Source organism: Heyndrickxia acidiproducens DSM 23148, assembly GCF_000374345.1.
In the GTDB taxonomy this organism is placed as follows: domain Bacteria; phylum Bacillota; class Bacilli; order Bacillales; family Bacillaceae_C; genus Weizmannia; species Weizmannia acidiproducens.
Map to the genome: position 1 here is coordinate 16,686 of NZ_KB894006.1, position 22,844 is coordinate 39,529.

General features: G+C 40.7%; 21 protein-coding genes and 1 pseudogene. All 22 read left to right on the forward strand.

Features of this window, described 5'->3' with window-relative positions; translation table 11 throughout:
- The first annotated feature begins 22 nt into the window (after positions 1 to 22).
- Complete coding sequence (locus C232_RS0111960) at positions 23 to 2,443, forward strand: phage tail protein (protein WP_018664399.1); 2,421 nt, start codon at positions 23 to 25, stop codon at positions 2,441 to 2,443.
- Between the two features lie 15 nt (positions 2,444 to 2,458).
- Complete coding sequence (locus tag C232_RS20260) at positions 2,459 to 2,692, forward strand: phage tail domain-containing protein (protein WP_018664400.1); 234 nt, start codon at positions 2,459 to 2,461, stop codon at positions 2,690 to 2,692.
- 69 nt (positions 2,693 to 2,761) lie between these two features.
- Positions 2,762 to 3,310 carry a phage distal tail protein gene (locus tag C232_RS20265; protein WP_018664401.1) on the forward strand — a complete coding sequence of 183 codons (549 nt, stop codon included), beginning with the start codon at positions 2,762 to 2,764 and terminating at the stop codon, positions 3,308 to 3,310.
- A 2-nt stretch (positions 3,311 to 3,312) separates the two neighbouring features.
- Positions 3,313 to 5,250 carry a siphovirus ReqiPepy6 Gp37-like family protein gene (locus C232_RS0111970; protein WP_018664402.1) on the forward strand — a complete coding sequence of 646 codons (1,938 nt, stop codon included), beginning with the start codon at positions 3,313 to 3,315 and terminating at the stop codon, positions 5,248 to 5,250.
- Between the two features lie 17 nt (positions 5,251 to 5,267).
- A complete protein-coding gene (locus tag C232_RS0111975; protein ID WP_018664403.1) occupies positions 5,268 to 5,771 on the forward strand; it encodes a hypothetical protein in 504 nt (167 codons plus the stop codon).
- Positions 5,772 to 5,787: 16 nt separating this feature from the next.
- Complete coding sequence (locus C232_RS0111980) at positions 5,788 to 8,142, forward strand: fibronectin type III domain-containing protein (RefSeq protein ID WP_018664404.1); 2,355 nt, start codon at positions 5,788 to 5,790, stop codon at positions 8,140 to 8,142.
- A gap of 75 nt (positions 8,143 to 8,217) precedes the next feature.
- Positions 8,218 to 8,658: a phage holin family protein gene (locus C232_RS0111985; RefSeq protein WP_018664405.1), complete on the forward strand. Its 441-nt coding sequence runs from the start codon at positions 8,218 to 8,220 to the stop codon at positions 8,656 to 8,658.
- Between the two features lie 31 nt (positions 8,659 to 8,689).
- Entirely contained in the window at positions 8,690 to 9,391 is a 702-nt protein-coding gene (locus C232_RS0111990) for an N-acetylmuramoyl-L-alanine amidase (protein ID WP_018664406.1), read from the forward strand.
- A 195-nt stretch (positions 9,392 to 9,586) separates the two neighbouring features.
- Positions 9,587 to 9,826 carry an SHOCT domain-containing protein gene (locus C232_RS0111995; protein ID WP_018664407.1) on the forward strand — a complete coding sequence of 80 codons (240 nt, stop codon included), beginning with the start codon at positions 9,587 to 9,589 and terminating at the stop codon, positions 9,824 to 9,826.
- A 61-nt stretch (positions 9,827 to 9,887) separates the two neighbouring features.
- The gene (locus C232_RS0112000; RefSeq protein ID WP_018664408.1) at positions 9,888 to 11,450 is read left to right on the forward strand and encodes a recombinase family protein; all 1,563 of its coding nucleotides are present in this window, start codon (positions 9,888 to 9,890) and stop codon (positions 11,448 to 11,450) included.
- Positions 11,451 to 11,864: a recombinase family protein gene (locus C232_RS0112005; protein WP_018664409.1), complete on the forward strand. Its 414-nt coding sequence runs from the start codon at positions 11,451 to 11,453 to the stop codon at positions 11,862 to 11,864.
- A 3-nt stretch (positions 11,865 to 11,867) separates the two neighbouring features.
- Positions 11,868 to 13,439, forward strand: coding sequence for a recombinase family protein (locus C232_RS0112010; RefSeq protein WP_018664410.1), 1,572 nt, complete (start codon positions 11,868 to 11,870; stop codon positions 13,437 to 13,439).
- A gap of 224 nt (positions 13,440 to 13,663) precedes the next feature.
- Positions 13,664 to 14,008, forward strand: a complete 345-nt coding sequence (locus C232_RS0112015) for a GIY-YIG nuclease family protein (RefSeq protein ID WP_018664411.1) — start codon at positions 13,664 to 13,666, stop codon at positions 14,006 to 14,008.
- Positions 14,005 to 14,469: a DUF6530 family protein gene (locus tag C232_RS0112020; protein ID WP_018664412.1), complete on the forward strand. Its 465-nt coding sequence runs from the start codon at positions 14,005 to 14,007 to the stop codon at positions 14,467 to 14,469. Before C232_RS0112015 ends, C232_RS0112020 begins: the two co-directional genes overlap by 4 nt.
- Position 14,470: 1 nt before the next feature.
- On the forward strand, positions 14,471 to 16,510 hold the full coding sequence (locus C232_RS0112025; protein ID WP_018664413.1) for an AAA family ATPase: 2,040 nt from the start codon (positions 14,471 to 14,473) through the stop codon (positions 16,508 to 16,510).
- A 33-nt stretch (positions 16,511 to 16,543) separates the two neighbouring features.
- Positions 16,544 to 17,134, forward strand: a complete 591-nt coding sequence (locus tag C232_RS0112030) for a helix-turn-helix domain-containing protein (protein WP_018664414.1) — start codon at positions 16,544 to 16,546, stop codon at positions 17,132 to 17,134.
- A 433-nt stretch (positions 17,135 to 17,567) separates the two neighbouring features.
- Positions 17,568 to 18,794, forward strand: a complete 1,227-nt coding sequence (gene mef(A) / locus C232_RS0112035; RefSeq protein WP_018664415.1) for a macrolide efflux MFS transporter Mef(A) — start codon at positions 17,568 to 17,570, stop codon at positions 18,792 to 18,794.
- 113 nt (positions 18,795 to 18,907) lie between these two features.
- Complete coding sequence (gene msr(D), locus C232_RS0112040; RefSeq protein WP_018664416.1) at positions 18,908 to 20,371, forward strand: ABC-F type ribosomal protection protein Msr(D); 1,464 nt, start codon at positions 18,908 to 18,910, stop codon at positions 20,369 to 20,371.
- Between the two features lie 231 nt (positions 20,372 to 20,602).
- Positions 20,603 to 21,442: a nucleotidyltransferase domain-containing protein gene (locus C232_RS0112045; protein WP_018664417.1), complete on the forward strand. Its 840-nt coding sequence runs from the start codon at positions 20,603 to 20,605 to the stop codon at positions 21,440 to 21,442.
- Positions 21,439 to 22,080 carry a Vat family streptogramin A O-acetyltransferase gene (locus tag C232_RS0112050; RefSeq protein ID WP_018664418.1) on the forward strand — a complete coding sequence of 214 codons (642 nt, stop codon included), beginning with the start codon at positions 21,439 to 21,441 and terminating at the stop codon, positions 22,078 to 22,080. Before C232_RS0112045 ends, C232_RS0112050 begins: the two co-directional genes overlap by 4 nt.
- 104 nt (positions 22,081 to 22,184) lie before the next feature.
- A pseudogene (locus C232_RS18630) lies at positions 22,185 to 22,556 on the forward strand (helix-turn-helix transcriptional regulator); the annotation flags it as partial.
- A gap of 116 nt (positions 22,557 to 22,672) precedes the next feature.
- The coding region (locus C232_RS19465) for an IS110 family transposase (protein ID WP_018662740.1) at positions 22,673 to 22,844 on the forward strand (172 nt) is incomplete at its 3' end.

Genomic DNA, 22,844 nt, shown 5'->3' on the forward strand with positions numbered 1-22,844 from the left:
GTATTTAGGAGGAGGTGAAGGCATGGCAGACAATTTTGGTTTAAAAATAGGTGTTGAAGGCGAGCGTGAATTCAAGAACGCACTGCGAGAAATCAATCAATCATTTAAAGTATTGGGCAGTGAAATGGCCCTTGTAACGAGTCAGTTTGATAAAAACGATAAATCCATTCAGTCAGTTACCGCTCGTAATGCCGTTTTGAATAAAGAAATTGACGCACAGAAAGAAAAGATTTCTACCCTTAAGGCTGCCCTTGATAATGCCTCCTCCTCTTTTGGTGAAAATGACCGTCGTACCCAGAACTGGCAAATTCAGCTAAACAGAGCAAAAGCTGAACTTAACGATATGGAGCGTGAACTTGAGGAGTCCACAATCGAAGCGGACAATCTCGGTGACGAATTAGACGATTCCGGCAAAAGTGCAGAAGATGCCGGTAGCAGGTTTGAAAAGCTTGGCGGTGTACTAAAGGGAATTGGTGTGGCGATGGGCGCTGTCGCCGTTGCTGCTGGAGCCGCAGCTATTAAGTTAGGCAAAGAAGTTGTCCAACAGTTCGGAGAGTTGGAACAAAACCTCGGTGGCTCTGAAGCTGTCTTCGGTGCATACGCTGCATCAATTCAGAAAACTGGTGAGGAAGCCTATAAAAATCTTGGTGTCTCCCAAAGTGAGTATCTGGCGACTGCTAACAAAATGGGTGCCCTGTTCCAAGGCTCAGGTATCGAACAGCGTAAAAGCCTTGAGCTAACTGAAAAGGCTATGCAGCGTGCTGCGGATATGGCATCTGTTATGGGCATAGATATGTCCTCTGCAATGGAAGCAGTCACAGGTGCGGCAAAAGGCAACTTCACTATGATGGATAACTTGGGTGTTGCGATGAATGCTACAAACATCCAAGCCTATGCTCTCGCAAAGGGTCTGGATTTCACTTGGAATACCGCCACACAAGCGGAAAAAGCCGAAATCGCAATGCAGATGTTTTTCGAGAACACAGAGCAGTACGCCGGTAACTTTGCACGTGAATCCACGGAAACAATCACAGGTTCCATTGGTCTGCTTCAAGCCGCCCTCGGTTCGTTCACGGCGGGACTTGGCAATGCCAATGCTGACATGACAAACCTCACGGAAAACCTTGTAGATGCTTTTCAGGCAGTAGTGGAAAATATCGTACCGGTTTTAGAGAATATCGTGGCGGCACTACCGACAGCAACAGGAGCAATTTTAGCAGCGGTTGCAGACTTGCTTCCTATGCTCCTTGAATTAGTCACAAAAATATTTGCGCAGGTGCTGGAAACGATTTTAAATCTCTTGCCTGAACTTATCCCGGCAGCGGTTAGTGCTTTAATGACTATTGTGGGTGCTTTGATTGATAATCTTCCATTACTCATAAATGCGGCAATAGAACTGGTCACAGCACTTGTGGAGGGTATTGGCATAGCTTTACCTCAGCTGATACCTGCAGCAGTTTCAGCGGTCACGAAGATTGTTCAAGGTTTGATTGAGAACCTGCCAATGCTGCTGGATGCGGCTTTGCAGTTGATTATAGGATTAGCACGGGGATTGGTTGATGCAATACCTCAGCTTACTTCTGCATTGCCTGTCATCATTAAAGCAATAGTTGATTTTATCATTAAATCTATTCCGCAGATTATTGAAGCGGGTATTCAATTATTGTCGTCACTGGTTACAGCTTTGCCTACCATTATTACAGCAGTTGTGGAAGCAATCCCGCAAATTATAGACAGTATCATCAATGCTGTTATTGGCTCGATTCCTTTGATTATTGATGCAGGTATCCGGCTTTTGGTATCTCTCATTCAGGCATTGCCGCAGATTATTACTACTGTTGTAGGTGCTATTCCCAAGATTGTTAGCTCGCTGGTCAATGCCGTTATTGGTAACATCGATAAGATTATCTTAGCGGGTGTACAACTGTTTGTGGCATTGATTGCAAACCTACCAAGGATAATCGTGGAGATTGTTAAAGCAGTACCGCAGATTATCTCTGGACTGATCAAAGCCTTTACTGGCTATATCGGTCAAATGGCTCAAGTGGGTGGCAATCTGATTAAAGGTCTATGGCAAGGTATTTCAGACGCAGGGGCATGGCAATGGAGTAAAATATCTGGATTTTTCGGAAATGTTGTTTCAAGGATTAAAGACTTCTTCGGTATCCGCTCTCCTTCAACCCTATTTGCTGGAATTGGCCGCAACATGGGTGAAGGTATCGGTGTAGGTTTTGAGGATGCAATGACAGCAGTTTCAAGGGATATGCAAAATGCAGTGCCAACCAGCTTTGACTTTAATTACAGAGGTGTATCTGGGCAAGGCAATGCCACTGGTGCAAGTATCACTCAAAACATTTCTGTAGTGACACCTAAGGCTCTATCAGAAAAAGAACTAGCACGGGAGTTTAAGAACCTATCCCGTAAACTGGCACTTGAATTGTAAAGGAGGTACACGGCAATGGAACTAACATATACCAATAGAGATGGAGAGAGTATTACGCTAAAGCAAAGCCGACCGTACTTTCTTACGAAGATAGATGGTACTGGCAACATCCGTCAAACTGTTAACACTTTCAAGGCGCCAGACCAAGATGGCGCTTTTTATATTTCCTCCACACTAGATATGCGAAACATAACGATTGAAGGTACGGTTGTTGCTGATACTCCCGATGAAGCTTATAAAAGGAGATAACACTTCCTTCAAATATTCAGCCCAAAGCTACTAGGGACCCTTCAATACCGTGAGAGACAGATTTCCTGTGTGGTAGAGGAGGCAGGTTTTAGTGTTTCTAATCGGCAACGAATACCAAACTTCTTTGTCAGTCTGCTCTGCCCATCCCCTTTCTTTGAGACATTAAATGAGGTGCGAGAGGAACTGGCATCATGGATACCGCTATTTGAGTTTGAATTGGAAATTCCAATGACTGGGATGGAGTTCGGAATGCGTCAACCTAGCCAAATCATTACGGTGGAAAATATAGGGGATGTATCTTGTGGATGCGAGATAGTGTTTAGGGCCTTAGGTACTGTGTCGAACCCTGAACTATTAAACATAGACACGGGAGAATATATCCGACTTCTCACTACAATGAGCGCTGGGGATGAACTTCGTGTATATACCCATTTCGCTGGTAAGCGTGTGATCCAAGTTGATGGTTCAACGGTTACAAATGCTTTTTCACTGTTGGATACCAATTCGGTGTTCTTTCAACTGGCGGCAGGCCTTAATACACTGAGATACGATGCTTCTGTCAATATGGAATTGTTAGAGGTTAGTATTTACTTTCGTCCGCAGTTTCTGGGGGTGTGAAAATGGAACTGTATATCTACAATTCAAACCGGGAGCTTGCAGGCATTGTTGAATCCTTTGAGTACTTACGCTGGACGAGACGCTATTCCCAGTGTGGCTCATTTGAGTTAAAGGCGATAGCAACTCCAGAGAATACAGAACTCTTAAAGGAAGGGAATATCATCTGGAAAAATGATGATGAGGAAGCCGGGATCATTGAGCATCTGGAACTTTCTCAAACCGAGCATGAAATTATTACTGCAAGTGGTCGTTTTGCAACTTCCTTCCTCTCCCGCCGCATTGTTTGGCAAACGGAGAAACTGTCTGGTGACATATCTGTCTGTGTGGAGCAGTTGATAAATAATAATCTTATCAATCCTTCTGATACAGCAAGGAAGATTTCAAACATAACCTTTTCTGCTCCAAACTTAAATGTTCCCATCAGCACACAAATATCGTATAGAAATTTGATGGATGCGGTGACAGGACTATGTGTTGCTTCAGATATTGGCATTAAGACCGTGTTCTCTCCTGCGACAGGGGGATTTACCATATCGTTGTATAGAGGAAAGGAATCACAAGCAGTATTTTCTAAGGAATATGAAAATCTTACGGAACAGATTTATACAATAAGTGCAGGAGATTATGCCAACACTGCCCTTGTTGCTGGTGAAGGAGAAGGCACAGAGCGAACCTTTATTTCGATTACAGGTGGCTCAGGTGAGACAAGACATGAAATTTTTGTGGATGCTAAGGATTTGCGGGCGGAAGACTTTGGTTCGGATTACATTGATACACTAATCTTTCGAGGTCAAAGTAAGCTTAGTGAGCAGGCAATACGCTATTCATTTGATACATCAGTCAATCCACACGGCAATTTAACATATAAGATAGACTTCGATCTTGGGCAGACCGTCAAAGTTATTTCCAAAGCATGGGGTGTATCCATGACGACACGTATCACCGAAGTCGAGGAAACCTATGACGCAGACGGCCAGAGCATCAGTGTAGTGTTTGGAAAAGCGGAGTTAACGATAGCACAAAAAATCCGCTCTGACTTAAGCGAGGTTAAAACAGCGATATTGGCTCCAACGGGCATATCCGAAATTGCACAGGCTATAGGGACCGTGGAGGAAACGTTGGGAATTGTGGAGGAAACCTTAGGTGACTTGACTGAGGTAGATTCAGAGATTCAAGGAGACAGCGTAGCATCTACTATCAATAATCTGTATGGTAAACTACCAGCACTCGAAATCAATGTGGGCGGAGGTACTATATCCATTGGACAATATGCGTTGTACCATATGAACTCTGGGGATGCCTTTTATTTCACCTCATGGAGTGGCAATAAGTTTAGTGACCAGCCAAGTGATGACGGTCATGTCTTTTTGGTAAAGCATAACGGGGATAACACGGGGAATGGCTATCAGCGGGCAATGGGTTTCTTTATTTCTCGTAATACCATGACATTTTATGTGATTTCTGTTTTCGTATTTAACAACCCTTCTGGTCAAGCAAACTGGCTTAATATCAATAACGAACCTGTAACTACTGCAAGGATTGCCAATGGAGCAGTCACTGGCTTGAAAATTGCAGACCGTACAATTACAGCCACTAAACTGGCTTCTTCCTTTAGCGACTACTCAACTACAGAACAAAACACAGGGCGGCTATGGATAGATGGCAAGACGATTTATCGTAAAGAGATAAATCTCGGTTCGCTTACGGATACAACACCAAAACATGTACCTCATGGTATAGCAAACCTCAGCACTGTTGTCAGTTTAACCGGTTTTGTCACGAATGGGAGTGTTTTCTTGCCACTGCCCCTTGCTCGTTACAACAACTTTGCATCTCAAATCGGACTCTTCGTGAATATGACCGACATTGTAGTCGAACCAGGCAATGATAGAACTGCATATACAGGCTATGTAGTTATAGAGTACACAAAAACCGTTTAGTAAGGAGGGAATAGTTTATGGAGAAAAGTGGATTTTTCAACTCATCTGATGGAGATAGAATCTATGACGCAACAGATTTCGCTGCATATTTTGGAAGCCTTGTCTCGAATGGTGTATTTTATTCTACACCAACAAACCTTCTGGTGTCTCCAGGGATTGGGTTGGTAGTGAGCATAGCAGCGGGCAGTGCGTGGATTAATGGTTATCGATATGAAAATACGGATGTTTTAAACAAACCACTTTCTACAGCAGACGGAAGCAATCCTCGCATAGACCGGGTTGTGGTTCGCTTAAGTCAAATTACGAGGAGCATTCAGCTTGCCATTGTCACGGGTACTCCCGCAGCAACACCCATAGCTCCAGAGTTGACAAGAACAAGCGATGTCTATGAACTTGGCATCGCTGATGTTTTAGTACCTTCGGCTGCCACATCGATTTCAGCAAATAACATTATAGATACCCGATTGAATACTAGCCTTTGTGGGCTGGTAAACTCGCTAGTTTCGGCTGTTTATGAATAGGAGGAGGTGAATGTAAGTGGCGGATATTAATGGCATCACTCTGCAGGCGGGTTCTAGCCCGACCGTCCATTACACAATTACTTATACCAAAAGCCGTCTAAATAATAGTCAGATGAGATACAATTTCACCATATCCGCTGCGTTGGGTTCATCAGGTTCCTTTATCCGTAGTGGTTATGCATTGCTTTGCACTATGACTGTAAATGGATCTTCTTCACAGGTACGTATTAAAGCGGCGGATGGAGATAACTGGGAAGGGACCACACCAAGGCTCAGATATGTTTCGGTAACCTGCGCTTCTACTACAGGTAATGCAACCCAGCCAGTCACATTCAAAGTGGTATCTGATGGACGATTGCCATTATCCTCTGGTGTAATTACCAATTCAAGCTATACGGTACTAAGTGCTCCATTGCTTACTACAGCTTGTGGAGCCCCAACATCTTGTACTGTTTCTCCAACACTTGCGGAAGGGAATGTGACTCTTTCTTGGAGCGGTGCTTCTGGAGGCATCAATAATACGATTTCCAGTTATGAGATTCAATATAGTGATTCCGCCGATAATGTCACATGGGGAGCATGGACTGCTCTGACAACGGTGACCACCACAGCGACAAGTGGTAGTGTATCCGTTGCACCGCCTCCTACCCGAGGTAATTATCGTAGATTTCAGGTACGAACCCGTGGTACAGCAGGTGCTAGTTATTACTCTAGCTGGAAAGTATCCACAAACAGCGTCCGCAGAAATACGGTGCCAAAGCCAGCGACGACTGCTGTTGCCTCCCCGGCAGCATATAGCGATGAGACTATCACGCTTAATTGGAGCGGAGCATCTAACGGTACCAGTCCAATTAAGGGATATCAAATTGCCAGTCGCACATCTACGGATAATAGTACTTGGAGTGCGTGGAATGTGTTGACCACGTTGACACTGGCGGCAAGCGGAGGGAGCTATAACCCAATAGTTTCAAGGACTCCAGGAACATATACTCAATTTGGTATTTGGACAATTGATACATTGGATGTTTATTCAATAGAAAAAGTCAGCAATAGTATCTATTGTAATGTCACAGCTTGTGCAGCACCGACCCTTTGCACGGTAAGTGCAACATTATCTGAAGGAAATGTCACTCTTTCTTGGAGCGGAGCATCTGGCGGTGCAGGTAACCCTATCACTTCCTATGAAATACAGTACAGTGATTCACATGATAACATCAATTGGGGTGCCTGGTTGGCATTGGCTATAGTCAATACTTCTGCAACAAGCAGTATTTTAAATGTCAGTCCACCTGCTACACGTGGCCATTATCGTCGGTTTCGAATAAGAACTCGTGGTACGGCTGGTGAGGATTATTACTCAGACTGGACTATTTCCAGCAATACTGTTCGTAAAAACATACTGCCCATACCACCGACTATTTTTGCCGCAAACCCTCCTATATATGAAGCTAATACAATAAATCTTTCATGGAGTGGGACGGTACCTGGAACCAGTGCGATTAAGCAGTATGTCATACAACAGTCTACATCGACAGATGGTGTGAATTGGTCGGCATACGTAGCACTGACGACTATTATTTCAAGCAATACCTCAGGTAGCCTTCAGGTAAATGCTTCACAAATAGCTGGTCGGTATACCCGTTATCGAATCAGTGTTACAGATGCACTTGATGCAGTTTCTGCCTTTGTAGTTAGCAACATGGTAAAGAAAAACAGCCCACCTGCATCACCAGTAGTGGACTGTCCAATGTCTGGCAATTTTACTTATAACTCTACACCACGTTTTATGATTACAACAGGGATTGAACCAGATGGACAAACACAAATAGTGGAGGTAAGGATTGACTCTGGTCCATGGCAAAATAGCGTGGACAATCCTGAGCGGTTTTCTGTAAGCGGCTATCTTGGTAATGGTGTCAAGACGATTTACCAAGCAGAACCTCTTTCTGTAGGAAATCATACCGTTACTTTTCGTTGCCTTGACAGTGATATCGAGTCAGCAAGCACAGAAGTTGTTCGTACCTTCACGATTTTAGCATTACCTTTTGAAATCATCACCGCTAATGTGACACATGTAAAGGCAGCGCATATTAAGACGCTTCGAACTGCTATAAACAGGGTACGTAGCTATTACAATATGTCCCCTGCAACTTGGAAAGAGGAGATCATCGCAAGAAAGACCACTGTTAAGAATTGGCCATTCCATATCGTTGAAATGCGTAAAGCTATTGATGCGATTATTATGATGATTAATAGTTTCGATTCTTCCCATGCATTCGATACACCATCTGTCACATGGCTACCTATTGGTACAGGAAGACCTAGGGCAGATGTGATGCAACAAATTCATGACCTAATAAAAATAATGTAAAAATAAAATTCAGCGCTCTTGTCATTTGCAGGGGCGCTTTTCTATATGGAAATACACGAAACGGAGGTGTCTTTAATGAAAGAAATTTGGAATTGGATACAGGTGGCTATTGCCGCAGTCGGTGGATTTCTTGGGTGGTTTCTCGGCGGTTATGACGGATTTCTCTATGCACTGGTAGCCTTTGTGATCATTGACTACCTGACAGGTGTCTTTTGTGCAATTGCAAACAAAAAACTGTGTAGCGAAATCGGTGCTAAGGGGATTTTCAAAAAGGTACTCATCTTTATAATGGTAGGCATCGCTCATATTATCGATACACAAATTTTGGTTAGTATTGGAGAAAATAGTGGCATTTTACGAACAGCAGTAATCTTTTTCTACCTAAGTAATGAAGGAGTATCCATTTTAGAGAACGCTGGACATATTGGACTGCCTATTCCAGAAAACCTAAAATCGGTTTTACAGCAACTACATGGACGTGATGGGGAACCGCCTAAGCCTGGTGGTGGAAGATGATTGACTTAATATTTGATTAGAGGTGATTTTAATGAAGTTACGCAAACTATTACTTACGAACAATGCCTGCTATAAAGCGGGTAAAACCATAACGCCAAAGGGTATTATGGTTCACTCGACTGGTGCAAACAACCCATGGTTGAAGCGCTACGTTGGCCCAGACGATGGCTTGCTAGGAAAGAACCAGTATAACAACCATTGGAATCAAGACAAACCTGGAGGGCGTGAAGTCTGTGTCCATGCCTTCATTGGTAAATTAGCAGATGGTTCCATTGCTACCTATCAAACATTACCTTGGAATCACCGAGGTTGGCATGCTGGCGGAGCTGCGAACAATACTCATATTGGATTTGAAATTTGCGAGGACGGATTGACCGATGCCTCGTATTTTTCTGCTGTTTATAAGGAAGCTGTGGAGCTTTGTGTACATCTTTGCAAACTCTATGGGTTTAGTGAAAAAGATATCATCTGCCACAGCGAAGGTTATAAACGAGGAATTGCCAGTAATCATGCGGATGTGATGCATTGGTTTCCTAAGCATGGGAAGAGTATGGACACCTTTCGAGCGGATGTAAAGAAACTATTAAGTGCTGAAAATAAGTCAGTACAGCCAGTGAAAAAGAAATATTACCGTGTGCAGATCGGTGCTTATTCTGTTAAAGCAAATGCTGAGGCACAGCTTGCCAAAGCTAAAAAGGCAGGCTTTACGGATGCATTTATTAAGTATGATTAATCAAAAGGGCGAGTTTAAAATGGTGTTGCTTGATTTTCACAAAGTCTCTCAAATAATATATTAAACTATTAATTTATATAGCCTGTGGGGGTTCTTCCCTTGCAGGCTCTTTTTTTTATGCCTTGATTTAATTAAATTCTACAAATCCTCAACTTCGACCTGTTCCCACGGCTATTAGGTAGGAGGTGATTCCTAGTGAATCAGCACGAGGATAAAAAAGTTACGAAGATCTCGGATGAGGTTATAGACAAAAGCACCACCGCACTTAAGAGAGTTTCACAGGAACAGTTACAACGTGAGTTTGATTATATCCAGGCAGAAAAGATGCTGAGAAAGATGCTCGAAAAAGGCTTAATAACTGAAGTGGAATTTAACAAGATAGACGCATTAAACCGCCAAACTTTCTCCCCTTTCTTAGCAGAGATAATGCCCTGAAATCGTTGATATATAAAGGTTTCAGAGGTAATATGTGACCTACCAAGAAGGAGGTGAGAGGATGAAAAAGATAACGAAAATAGAAGGAAATATGGCCAACTCTTTTATTAAGCCAAAAACACGAGTAGTTGCCTACTGCCGAGTTTCAACAGATAGTAGTGAACAGCTAGTCAGCTTGCAAGCACAAAAGGCCCACTATGAGACCTACATAAAGGCAAATCCAGAATGGGAATATGCAGGCTTATATTATGACGAGGGAATCAGTGGCACGAAAAAGGAAAACCGCTCTGACCTGCTTAGAATGTTATCAGACTGTGAAACTGGAAGGATTGACTTAATTATTACAAAGTCCATCAGCCGATTTGCGAGAAATACTACAGACTGCTTGGAGATGGTTCGAAAACTGATAGACCTTGGGGTTCATATCTATTTTGAGAAGGAAAATATCAATACGGGTTCAATTGAAAGTGAATTGATGCTCTCCATTTTAAGTGGGCTTGCAGAAAGTGAGTCAATTTCCATTTCAGAAAATACGAAGTGGGCAATTCAAAGACGATTTCAAAACGGAACCTTTAAAATTTCCTACCCACCATATGGGTATCAAAATATTGACGGTCAGATGATAGTAAACCCCAAGCAGGCTGAAGTTGTGAAGTATATTTTTGCAGAGGTATTATCGGGAAAAGGTACACAGAAAGTTGCAAATGATCTTAATCAAAAGGGTATCCCTTCAAAAAGACGCGGTCGTTGGACAGCTACTACGATTCGAGGGATTCTGACCAATGAAAAATATACTGGCGATGTTATTTTACAAAAGACTTATACTGACAGCCATTTTAACAGGCACACTAATTATGGTGAGAAAAATATGTATCTAGTAGAAAACCATCATGAGGCAATTATCAGCCATGAAGATTTTCAAGCAGTAGATGCCATTCTTAATCAGAGAGCAAAAGAAAAAAGCATCGAAAAACGCAACAGCAAATATCTAAACCGATATTCTTTCTCCAGTAAAATTATTTGCTCTGAATGTGGCAGTACCTTTAAAAGACGGATTCATTCATCTGGAAGAAAATACATCGCTTGGTGCTGCAGTAAGCATATAAGCAATATAACGGAATGTTCTATGCAGTTCATACGAGATGATGATATAAAGACTGCATTTGTTACGATGATGAATAAACTCATATTCGGTCAGAAATTCATATTAAGACCACTTTTGAATGGATTACGTAACCAGAACAATGTGGCAAGTTTCAGCAGAATTGAAGAATTGGAAACTAAGATTGAAAATAACATGGAGCAGAGCCAGATGCTGACGGGTTTAATGGCCAAAGGGTATCTGGAACCTGCCCTGTTTAATAAAGAAAAGAATTCACTGGAAGCAGAAAGAGAAAGGCTTCTTGCTGAAAAGGATCAACTTACTCGTTCCGTCAATGGCAATTTTGCAAAAGTAGACGAAGTTGCCCGTTTACTTAAGTTTGCCACTAAGTCCAAAATGCTCACAGCCTATGAGGATGAGCTGTTTGAAAATTACGTAGAAAAGATTATTGTTTTTTCACGAGAGGAAGTCGGATTTGAATTAAAATGTGGAATCACATTGAAGGAGAGGTTGGTGAATTAGATGGGTCACACACCCTATGGATATAGAATTGAAGATGGAAAGGCTGTTGTGGATGATATAGCAGCAGAAAAAGTAAGAGAATTATTTTCAGGGTACTTGGCAGGATTTTCTTTGAAGGGGGCTGCTAAAAAAGCCGGGATAGACTGCTACCACGCCACAGCAAGTAAGATGTTGCAAAACAAGCACTACCTTGGCGATGAATTCTACCCTCCAATTATTGATGAGGAGACCTTTGAAAAAGCCAGAGTGGAAAAACGAAAACGAGCAAAAAAGCTAGGAAGGATATGGGAACCTAAAGACGAACCGGAAACGGATTATCCTATAAAGTTCAAAGCAAAACCTCTAGTGCAAAAATATGACGACCCATACAAGCAGGCGGAATATGCCTACAGTTTGATAGAAAGCGAGGTGTAACAAGTGGCAGTGAGTAGGAATGTAACAGTCATTCCAGCAATTAAACGAATCGGAAGTAATAAAAATAGTGAAAGCAAACCCAAAATACGAGTGGCCGCTTATTGCCGTGTTTCAACGGATAGTGAGGAGCAAGCTTCAAGTTATGACATTCAGATTGAACATTATACAAATTATATTAAGAAGAACAAGGAATGGGAATTGGCAGGGATTTTTGCGGATGATGGCATCACAGGTACAAATACCAAAAAGCGAGATGAATTCAACCGCATGATTGAAGAGTGCATGGCAGGAAATATTGACATGATCATCACAAAATCCATTAGCCGATTTGCCAGAAACACGTTGGATTGCCTTAAATACATCCGTCAGTTAAAGGATAAAAATATTGCTGTGTTCTTCGAGAAAGAGAATATTAACACCATGGATTCCAAGGGTGAAGTATTGCTGACTATCATGGCATCCCTCGCCCAACAAGAAAGCCAATCCTTAAGCCAGAACGTTAAGCTGGGTATTCAGTATCGATATCAGCAAGGTGAAGTTCAGGTCAACCACAAGCGTTTCCTTGGATACACCAAGGATGAAAACAAGCAACTGGTGATTGACCCAGAGGGGGCTGAGGTTGTTAAACGAATTTACAGAGAGTACCTGGAAGGAGCCAGCCTTTTACAGATTGCTAGAGGACTAGAAGCAGACGGTATTCTAACAGCGGCAGGCAAAGCCAAATGGAGACCAGAAACACTGAAAAAGATACTGCAGAATGAAAAGTACATCGGTGATGCCCTTTTACAAAAAACATATACGGTTGATTTCCTCTCTAAAAAGCGAGTCAAGAATAACGGCATTGTTCCCCAGTATTATGTAGAAAACAGTCATGAGCCTATCATTCCACGTGAGCTTTTTATGCAAGTTCAAGAAGAGATGGTCCGAAGAGCAAATCTTCGCGGCGGCAAGGGCGGTAAAAAGAGAGTTTACAGTAGTAAGTATGCTTTATCGAGTATTGTTTACTGCGGACAGTGCGGTGATATTTACAGACGGGTACATTGGAATAACCGAGGATACAAGTCAATCGTTTGGCGATGCGTCAGCCGTTTGGAGGAAAAGGACTCTGAATGCACTGCCCCTACCATAAATGAGGAAACATTGCAGACAGCAGTGGTTAAGGCTATTAACGAACTTTTGGCTAACAAAGAACCCTTCCTCTCAACCTTGCAGAAAAACATAGCTACTATATTTAATGAAGAAAATGATAATGCTACTGATGGCCTTGAAAGCAAATTGGAAGAATTACAACAACAGCTTCTTGTTCAAGCGAAGTCTAAGAATGACTATGAAGATGTGGCTGATGAAATTTATCGCCTTCGAGAATTAAAGCAAAATGCACTAGTTGAAAATGCAGAGCGAGAAGGAAAGAGGCAACGAATCGCTGAAATGACTGATTTCTTGAATGAGCAATCCTGCGAGTTGGAGGAATATGATGAGCAATTAGTAAGGCGGCTTATTGAAAGGGTTACGGTGCATGATGACAGAATTGAGGTGGAATTTAAGTCAAGTATTGAAATAGATATAGAAAATTAGATATAAGACTTGCCGCTGATTAAGGGTAACAGCTCTTGATTGGCGGCTTTTCGTTTTTATAATGCTTATGTCATACAGGAAATTGAAAAAACTTAACGGCAAGTTGCACAAGCTACTATTTTTATAAAATACTGTCTAATGGATAATTCTGCATTCATATGGTCTACGGAGCGTGGATTATATTTTGAGATACATTGTTTTATACTAGAGTCGAGGTGAAAATGATGGATACAAAAAGAAAAAAAGAGCTTTTAGAAGCCTATAAAAACAGACATCCTGAAATGGGAGTAATATCTTACCGTTGTAAAGAAACTGGCGAGGTATTTTTGGGTATCTCCAAAGATACAAAATCAGCCTTTAACAGCAATAATATGAAATTGGCAGCCAACTGGCATCCTAATAAACGATTACAAGAACTCTGGAATAAATATGGCTCGGAAGGCTTTGAACTATCAGTTATTAAAGTGTTAAAGTATGATGACCCACACGAAGATTATACAGCAAAATTAGAAAGTTTGAGAGAACAGTGTCTCGCTGCTGATCCAAATGCAAGGAGGATATGGCGATGAATGAAAAAGTTGTTATGGTATCAAATGGTTATGAGCGTATAGATGGCAGAAACGCCTATAAATCTGGCATCAAACGTTTAACATTAGGTGCACCTATGCTGGAAGAAAATAAAAAAATGCAGATTGCCGCACAGATTTGGAAAAATGATAAAGATGGTGAATTGATTTTGGCCCAGGAGCTGCCCATCCATCAAATATTTGATTTGATGATTTTTTTGTCCAGGACATTGCTTTACTTCAAGGAGGCTTACCGACTCCCCCTTTTATATGACCCGGAAAAACCCCTCGTGGAACGTGTTGGGCTACAAGGCGATGTGCTACCTGTAGAGGTGTGTGTAGACAATCAAAACATCAATGAGGACATCAAAGCATTTGCCCAGAGTCTGAATGATTTAGGGGAATTGATTGGAGAACGCAAGCGGGTGCTTAACCGAATTTTAGAAGAATTGGAGTTATATTAATATGAAACAAACCAGTATTTTATCACCTACCAGACAGCTATCAGAAGAGGAGAAGTCCCATGTCTGGCAAAAACCACCTTCACATATTGAGAGTGAAGCAGAAAAACGTATATATCAAGAAGTAGTAAGAAATTGGAATCGCGGTGAAATGAAAATTAGCACCATTTTGCTGGAGGGGGATGCTGGTTCGGGAAAAACCCAGATTGCCAAAGCTCTATCTGCTGATTTTAACCTGCCTTATACGAAAGTAACCTGTTTTGCAGATATGGATAAATCCGATGTCCTGGGTTCGATTCTTCCGGTGCTGTCAGAAGAAGATGGTCATTCTGATAAGGTTGAATATCGCTATTATCCGTCAGAAATTGTTCGTGCGTATGAAAATGGATGGCTCTTGGAGATTCAGGAACCGACAGTGATTCGGGATGCTGCTGTTTTAATGGCGCTAAATTCCGCATTAGAACCAGATGGCAGTCTAAACTTGCCAACTCGTATCGCGCATCGTCACCCTGATTTTATTGCGGTTATCACAACAAACCGCGGTTACAATGGCTTCCGGCCCTTAAATGAAGCTTTGCGAGATCGAGTGCAGCATGCAGAAAAACTAGATTTACCGCCTAAAGAAGTGATGATGGAGCGGGTTAAAGCTAAGACCGGTTATGAATCTGAACCTGTACTATCTCTTTTAGCTGAAACGATTATGGTGCTGGATGAGACAGCCCGCGCCAATGCCATTAAAGGTGTGGCCGGTATGCGTTCCTATATCTTTTGGGTGGATGCCGTTCAAAGTGGTGCCTCAATCCAAAAAAGTTTATATTATAAGGTGTTATACAAAATCACGACCGATCCGCAGGAGCTTGTTATTTTAGAGCAGGCACTGGCTAGTCATGGCTTGACAGAAAAGCTTGAGGAAATGGATCACATATGTCAATCGCAAAAAGACGGAGAAAATCCTGAAGTAATGGAACTTAATATTTCCGAAAACGGAGAATTCTCTGCCAAGACAGATCAAGCTGATAAAAACGCAGTGCGTCTGAGAAAATCAGAAGACAGTGAGGGGCATTCTGATACGAGCAGTGATGAAAATACTGATATTTCAAGCAATGATAATGGGGAAAATGGCACTCCATTCTATCATGAGCTCGATAAATCAGATACAACCGAATTACAAAAAAAAGAATTTCGTAAACAGTTGAACAGGGAAGCACGGCAAAGTGTTCAAGGAAGTGTCCATGAAGATATTAAGCTGATTGTCCATCGTCCGGAAGTTACCTACCAGAACAGGGAAGAGTATAACCGTATGATGACAACTTTGATGCCAGTTATTCGGGAATTAATCAGAAAAACAAATCCGCTGTTGGAGCATGAATTATCTGCTGAATTCGCGAAATCGAGGTTGTATGGCACAAAATTTTGCGCGGATCAGGTTGCCACTATGGATTTTCGCACATTTGCCCGCAAGCGTCCGCCTGAGGAAGAACCCTCTATTGCGGTTGCTCTCAGGATTGATGAATCAGCGTCAATGTCAGCCTTTGGTCGTTTGGATGCAGCAAAACAGGCAGCTGTCGCCTTATACGAATTCTGCAAAGGGTGTGGCATTCCGATAATGGTTTACGGGGATACAGCAGACCGCTCCAAGCTGGAGCAAATGTCTGTCTATTCCTATGTAGACTTTGAAAGCAAAGATGCAAATGAAAAATATGCTCTTATGAACATTCAGGCTCGCAGCAACAATCGGGATGGTATGGCATTGCGCATTATTTCCGATAGATTGCTTAATGCGCCCCAAAAATCCAAATTAATAATCAGCATCAGTGACGGGCAGCCTAAGGCTATGCCTGATTATTCAGGTGAAAAGGCAGCGTATGATATGAAAGATACTTTGCAGGAATTTAGGCGAAAAGGCATCCAGTTCCTAGCTGCAGCTATTGGACAGGATAAGGAGGCTATCCGAGAACTTTACGGTGCTGAAAATACACTGGATATAACCGATTTGAAGCAGCTTCCAGCAAGATTGGTACAAGTAATCGCAAGGTTCATGTAGTATGATATATTAAGCAGAAATGGAGGTGGTGGCATGGATTGTGTGAAAATAGGAAAATTAATTGCCAAGTTGCGAAAGGAAAAAAACCTTACCCAGAGAAATATTGCAGATGCACTGGGTATTCAAAATAAAACTGTTTCAAAATGGGAATGTGGTTTAGGATGTCCTGACATATCGCTGTGGCCAGAACTATCTACTATTTTGGGTGTTGATATGAAACAGATGATGGAGGGTGAAATCACATCAAATAAGCCGGATAGCGGCAATATTGATAAAGTACGTTTTTACGTCTGTCCTTCCTGTGGAAATATTTTGGTGAGCACAGGAAGTGCCTCTATCTTCTGCTGCGGAAGAAAATTAGAACGTGTCTTGCCTACTGTTGCAACTATTGCACCAAAAATCACGGTAGAGGAAATAGATACTGATTACTTTGTCACTTTTGACCATCCAATGACCAAAGATCATTATCTTTCTTTTGTGGCCTATGTTAAAAGTGACAGAGTATTTCTAAATCGCTTGTACCCAGAACAAAGTCCAACTTGTAGGTTTCCTATAACTACCGGTGGCAAACTATTTGTTTATTGTATTAAGCATGGCTTATCGGTATATTCAGGTAATCTATAATTAAATCAATATTATCTTCCTGGGATGTATATGTTTGTTGTACTGTCCATGGCTTTTTTCAATTTTAAACGTTGTTTAAAACAACTTATTGTGATAAAATATACGCTGATACAAATAAGAATTCAGGAGGAACCGAAACTATGACAGCCTCAATACGTTTAAGATAAGTTGGCAATAAAAAAAGCAGAATCTATCCTCGATGATAGGCTTTTTTGTTGTGCTTATTTATACGATATTGAGCATTCATTAGTTACGGTGAGATATAAGTTATTTAACTATACCTTTATTTAACTATGTCTTTAATATGAATGTTTCCAAATTGTATGTATGCAGACTAAAAGCCACATTGTGGATTTAGGCCTGCATTTTTTATTGCCTAGGATGCTATTCAAAATAGAAATTCGAGCAAAATAATATGCAGGAGATAATATAAATGGAAAAATACAACAATTGGAAACTTAAGTTTTATACAATATGGGCAGGGCAGGCAGTATCATTAATCACTAGTGCTATCCTGCAAATGGCGATCATTTTTTACCTTACAGAGAAAACAGGATCTGCGATGGTCTTGTCTATGGCTTCACTAGTTGTTTTTTTACCCTATGCGGTCTTTGGACCAGCCATTGGTGTATTAGTGGATCGTCATGATAGGAAGAAGATAATGATTGGTGCTGATTTAATTATCGCAGCAGCTGGGGCCGTGCTAGCTATTGTTGCATTGTATATGGAGTTACCTATCTGGATGGTTATGGTAGTATTGTTTATCCGTAGCATTGGAACAGCTTTTCATACCCCGGCTCTCAATGCGGTTACGCCACTTTTAGTACCAGAAGAGCAGCTTACGAAATGTGCAGGCTATAGTCAGTCTTTGCAGTCTATAAGCTATATTGTTAGTCCGGCGGTTGCAGCATTGTTATATTCTGTTTGGGAATTAAATGCTATTATTGCCATCGATGTATTGGGTGCTATGATTGCGTCTATTACGGTAGCAATTGTACGTATTCCTAAGCTAGGCGATCAAGTGCAAAGCTTGAAACCAAATTTCATAAGAGAAATGAAAGAAGGAATGGCTGTACTACGGCAAAATAAAGGATTATTTGCTTTATTACTCGTTGGAACATTATATATGTTTGTTTATATGCCCATAAATGCATTATATCCTTTAATCACTATGGAATATTTTAATGGTACACCGATGCATATTTCTATTACGGAGATTGCTTATGCCTCTGGTATGTTGATAGGGGGTCTATTATTAGGGTTATTTGGGAATTACCAAAAGCGAATCTTATTAATAACGGCATCAATTTTTATGATGGGGATAAGCTTAACCATTTCAGGATTACTTCCTCAAAGTGGATTTTTCATATTTGTAGTCTGCTGTGCAATAATGGGGCTTTCGGTTCCGTTTTACAGCGGTGTGCAAACAGCTCTTTTTCAGGAGAAAATTAAGCCTGAATATTTAGGACGTGTATTTTCTTTGACCGGAAGTATCATGTCACTTGCTATGCCAATTGGGTTAATTCTTTCTGGATTCATTGCTGATAGAATCGGTGTAAATCATTGGTTTTTACTATCAGGTATTTTAATTATTTGCATTGCAATAGTTTGCCCAATGATAACTGAGATTAGAAAATTAGATTTAAAACAAAATTCATAGGAGGGCCATTTTTATGTATTTAATTTTCATGTAATTTTTCCTGCTAAAATCGCAGGGTTTTCCCTGCGTACAAGCAAATGAAAACATGCGATTATAGACAGGAGGAAAATGTTATGGAATTGATATTAAAAGCAAAAGACATTCGTGTGGAATTTAAAGGACGCACTTGTTTAGATATAGATGAATTAGAAGTGTATGATTATGACCGTATTGGTTTAGTAGGAGCAAATGGTGCAGGAAAAAGCACGTTACTCAAGGTACTTTTAGGAGAATTAACTCCCCCAGGATGTAAAATGAATCGTCTGGGTGAACTTGCCTATATCCCTCAGTTGGACGAAGTAACTTTGCAGGAGGAGAAAGATTTTGCACTTGTGGGCAAGCTCGGTGTTGAGCAATTAGATATACAGACCATGAGCGGTGGTGAAGAAACAAGACTTAAAATAGCACAGGCCTTATCGGCACAGGTTCATGGTATTTTAGCGGATGAACCTACGAGCCATTTAGACCGTGAAGGAATTGATTTTCTAATTGGACAGCTAAAATATTTTACAGGTGCACTGTTAGTTATTAGCCATGACCGCTATTTTCTTGATGAGGTAGTAGATAAAATATGGGAACTGAAAGATGGCAAAATCACTGAGTATTGGGGAAACTATTCTGATTATCTTCGTCAGAAAGAGGAAGAACGCAAGAGCCAAGCTGCAGAATACGAACAATTTGTTGCGGAACGTGCCCGATTGGAAAGGGCTGCGGAGGAAAAGCGAAAACAGGCTCGTAAAATAGGACAGAAGGCAAAAGGTGCTTCAAAGAAAAAAAGTACTAAAGGCGGAGGGCGTTTAGCTCATCAAAAATCAATAGGAAGTAAGGCAAAAAAGATGCATAATGCCGCTAAATCCCTAGAACATAGGATTGCGGCCTTAGGAAGTGTAGAAGCTCCAGAAGATATTCGTAGGATTCGTTTCAGGCAAAGTAAAGCATTGGAGCTCCACAATCCATATCCTATTGTCGGTAAGGAAATTACTAAAATATTTGGAGATAAGGTACTGTTTGAAAATGCATCTTTTCAAATTCCGCTTGGAGCAAAAGTGGCTCTAACTGGTGGTAATGGAACAGGTAAAACAACGTTAATCCAAATGATCTTAAACCATGAAGATGGAATTTCTATTTCACCTAAGGCAAAAATAGGTTACTTTGCACAAAATGGTTACAAGTACAACAGTAATCAGAAAGTCCTGGAGTTTATGCAGGAGGATTGTGATTACAATGTTTCAGAAATTCGTTCCGTGCTAGCATCAATGGGGTTTAAACAAAACGATATTGGAAAAAGTTTATCTGTTTTAAGCGGCGGCGAAATTATGAAATTATTGCTAGCTAAAATGCTTATGGGTAGATATAACATCTTACTAATGGATGAACCCAGCAACTTCCTTGACACACCAAGCTTAGAGGCTTTGGAAATACTAATGAAGGAGTATGCCGGAACTATAGTGTTTATCACCCATGACAAACGGCTGCTTGATAATGTGGCTGATGTGATTTATGAAATCAAAGATAAGAAATTAAACTTAGTCCGATAATTAATTTACTTTTCGTATTTGACAGATCGTAAGTAGGCCAGTGAAAGAGGTTATTGATTTTATCTAAACGTTAAGTAGGTTAGACCTCTAATCAGGGAAAATAAGGCCTTCAAGATGAATTTTGAAGGCCCCCTTTCCATAGAAATATACGTAAAGCATAAGGAACACATGGCAAAAAAGGCGTTTCTCAGCATGGGATATAGCTTTTGATATTGAAAGGAGTGATTCAGTATGATAGATAATATTATTCAATCAGTGACAGAAAAATTATCCTCTTTGCCTTATATAGAAGGCATCGTATTAGGGGGTTCCCGTGCAAGAGGTACCCATACAGAGGATTCTGATATAGATATCGGAATCTATTACAAATCAGAATCATTTGACCTGACAGCGATTAACCAAATTGCTACAGAGTTGGATGATGAGAATAGAAATAACCTTGTTGTACCTCCCGGAGCGTGGGGTGATTGGATTAATGGCGGCGGATGGTTAGTTATAAATGGGTATCATGTTGACTTGATTTTACGTGATATAAAACGGGTGGAACAAATAATCAAAGATACGGAGCAAGGAATTGTTACTGCTAATTATCAGACGGGGCATCCCCATGGATATATAAGTGCTATGTATCGAGGAGAATTAGCGATTAGCAAAATACTATATGCTAAGAATGAAAGCTTATGCGAATTAAAAAATCAGGCAGAACGTTATCCAACCGCTTTGCAGAAAGGATTAACCGAATTTTTTATGTTTGAGGCAGGTTTCTCATTAATGTTTGCTGAGAACAATATAGATAAAGACGATGTATCCTATGTTTGTGGGCATTGCTTTCGAAGCATATCTTCCCTTAATCAAGTCTTATTTGCAGTAAACAAAGAATACTGTATAAATGAAAAAAAGGCTGTTAAGATGATTGAAGATTTTAAGACCAAGCCAAGCGATTACAAGGAAAGGGTCGATAAGGTTATTTCCTTAATATCAACTGATGTAGAGTGTACAAGAAAAGGAATAGAGATTCTTCAAAGACTAGTAAACGAGGTTGAATACCTTAAAGGAGCTGATATTCAATGACGGGGCCAGATAAGAAAAAGCTTTATCCGAATGAAAATATAAAGACGGTTTGCTATATAAGTAATCTACCTAAAAGACCAAATGTTGAGATTGGTGAATACACTTATTACAGCGACAATAATAAATCTCCTGAGAAATTTTATGATAATATAGAGCACCACTACGAATTTCTTGGAGATAAACTCATTATAGGCAAGTTCTGTGCAATTGCAGCGGGTGTTAAGTTTATCATGAATGGTGCAAATCATAGAATGGATGGAATTACAACCTATCCCTTTAATATCTTTGGCTGTGGATGGGAAAAAGTGACTCCTACAATAGAACAACTTCCTTTTAAGGGTGACACAGTGATTGGCAATGATGTGTGGATAGGTCAAAATGTAACCATAATGCCAGGTGTTAAAATTGGAGATGGTGCGATTATTGCTGCTAACTCAACAGTAGTAAAAAGTGTTGAACCCTATTCAATATATGGTGGGAATCCAGCTAAGTTTATCAAAAAACGCTTTAGTGACGAAAAGATTGAATTCTTGCTAAAGCTTCAATGGTGGAATTGGAGCGAAGAGGAAATATTTAATAATCTTGAAATGTTAACATCCGAAGCAGGGTTAGAGCAATTAATGAATAAACAAATGTAAACTAAAGGGTTTCCCGAATAAGGTGAGTCGACTACATTGTGCACAGATTGTCGGATGGGTAAATGCATCCTCTGATAATATTGATGATGAAAGGAGGTTGTTTGATGGATTCTTTAAGAAGTATGAATAATGCATTGGCATATATTGAAGAGCACTTAACAGAGGAAATTGATTATAGTGAAGTATCTAAAATCGCTTATTGTTCAGAGTATCATTTCAAGCGGATGTTTTCTTTTTTAGCAGGCATAAGTTTATCAGAATATATTCGGAGAAGAAGACTGACGTTGGCTGCACTTGATCTGAAAGATAGGGATTTGAGAATAATTGATGTAGCCGTCAAATATGGCTATAATTCGGCTGATTCATTTTCCCGTGCTTTTCATTCCCTGCATGGCATTCTCCCTTCTGAGGCAAGGAGTGAGAATACACAATTAAAAGCTTATCCTCGAATGACCTTTCAATTATCAATTAAAGGAGCATTCCTGTTAGAAGGATTTTCGGGGACTTGAATAAAAAGAGCCCTCTTGGTATGATGCGGGGTGTCAAATCTGCAAGAATTGACCCCTAATTTGTAACCAAGGAGGACTCCATAATGGATTTTAAACAAAATCAGAAAATTAATCAAGTCACCGAACAAACACTTGTGGTGGGAATCGATATTGCCAAGCGGACACACTACGCTTGCTTTGTAGATGACCGCGGACGAGTGCTCCATAATTCATTTTCTGTGTCCCAAGCAAGAAATGGATTTGAACTGTTCTATC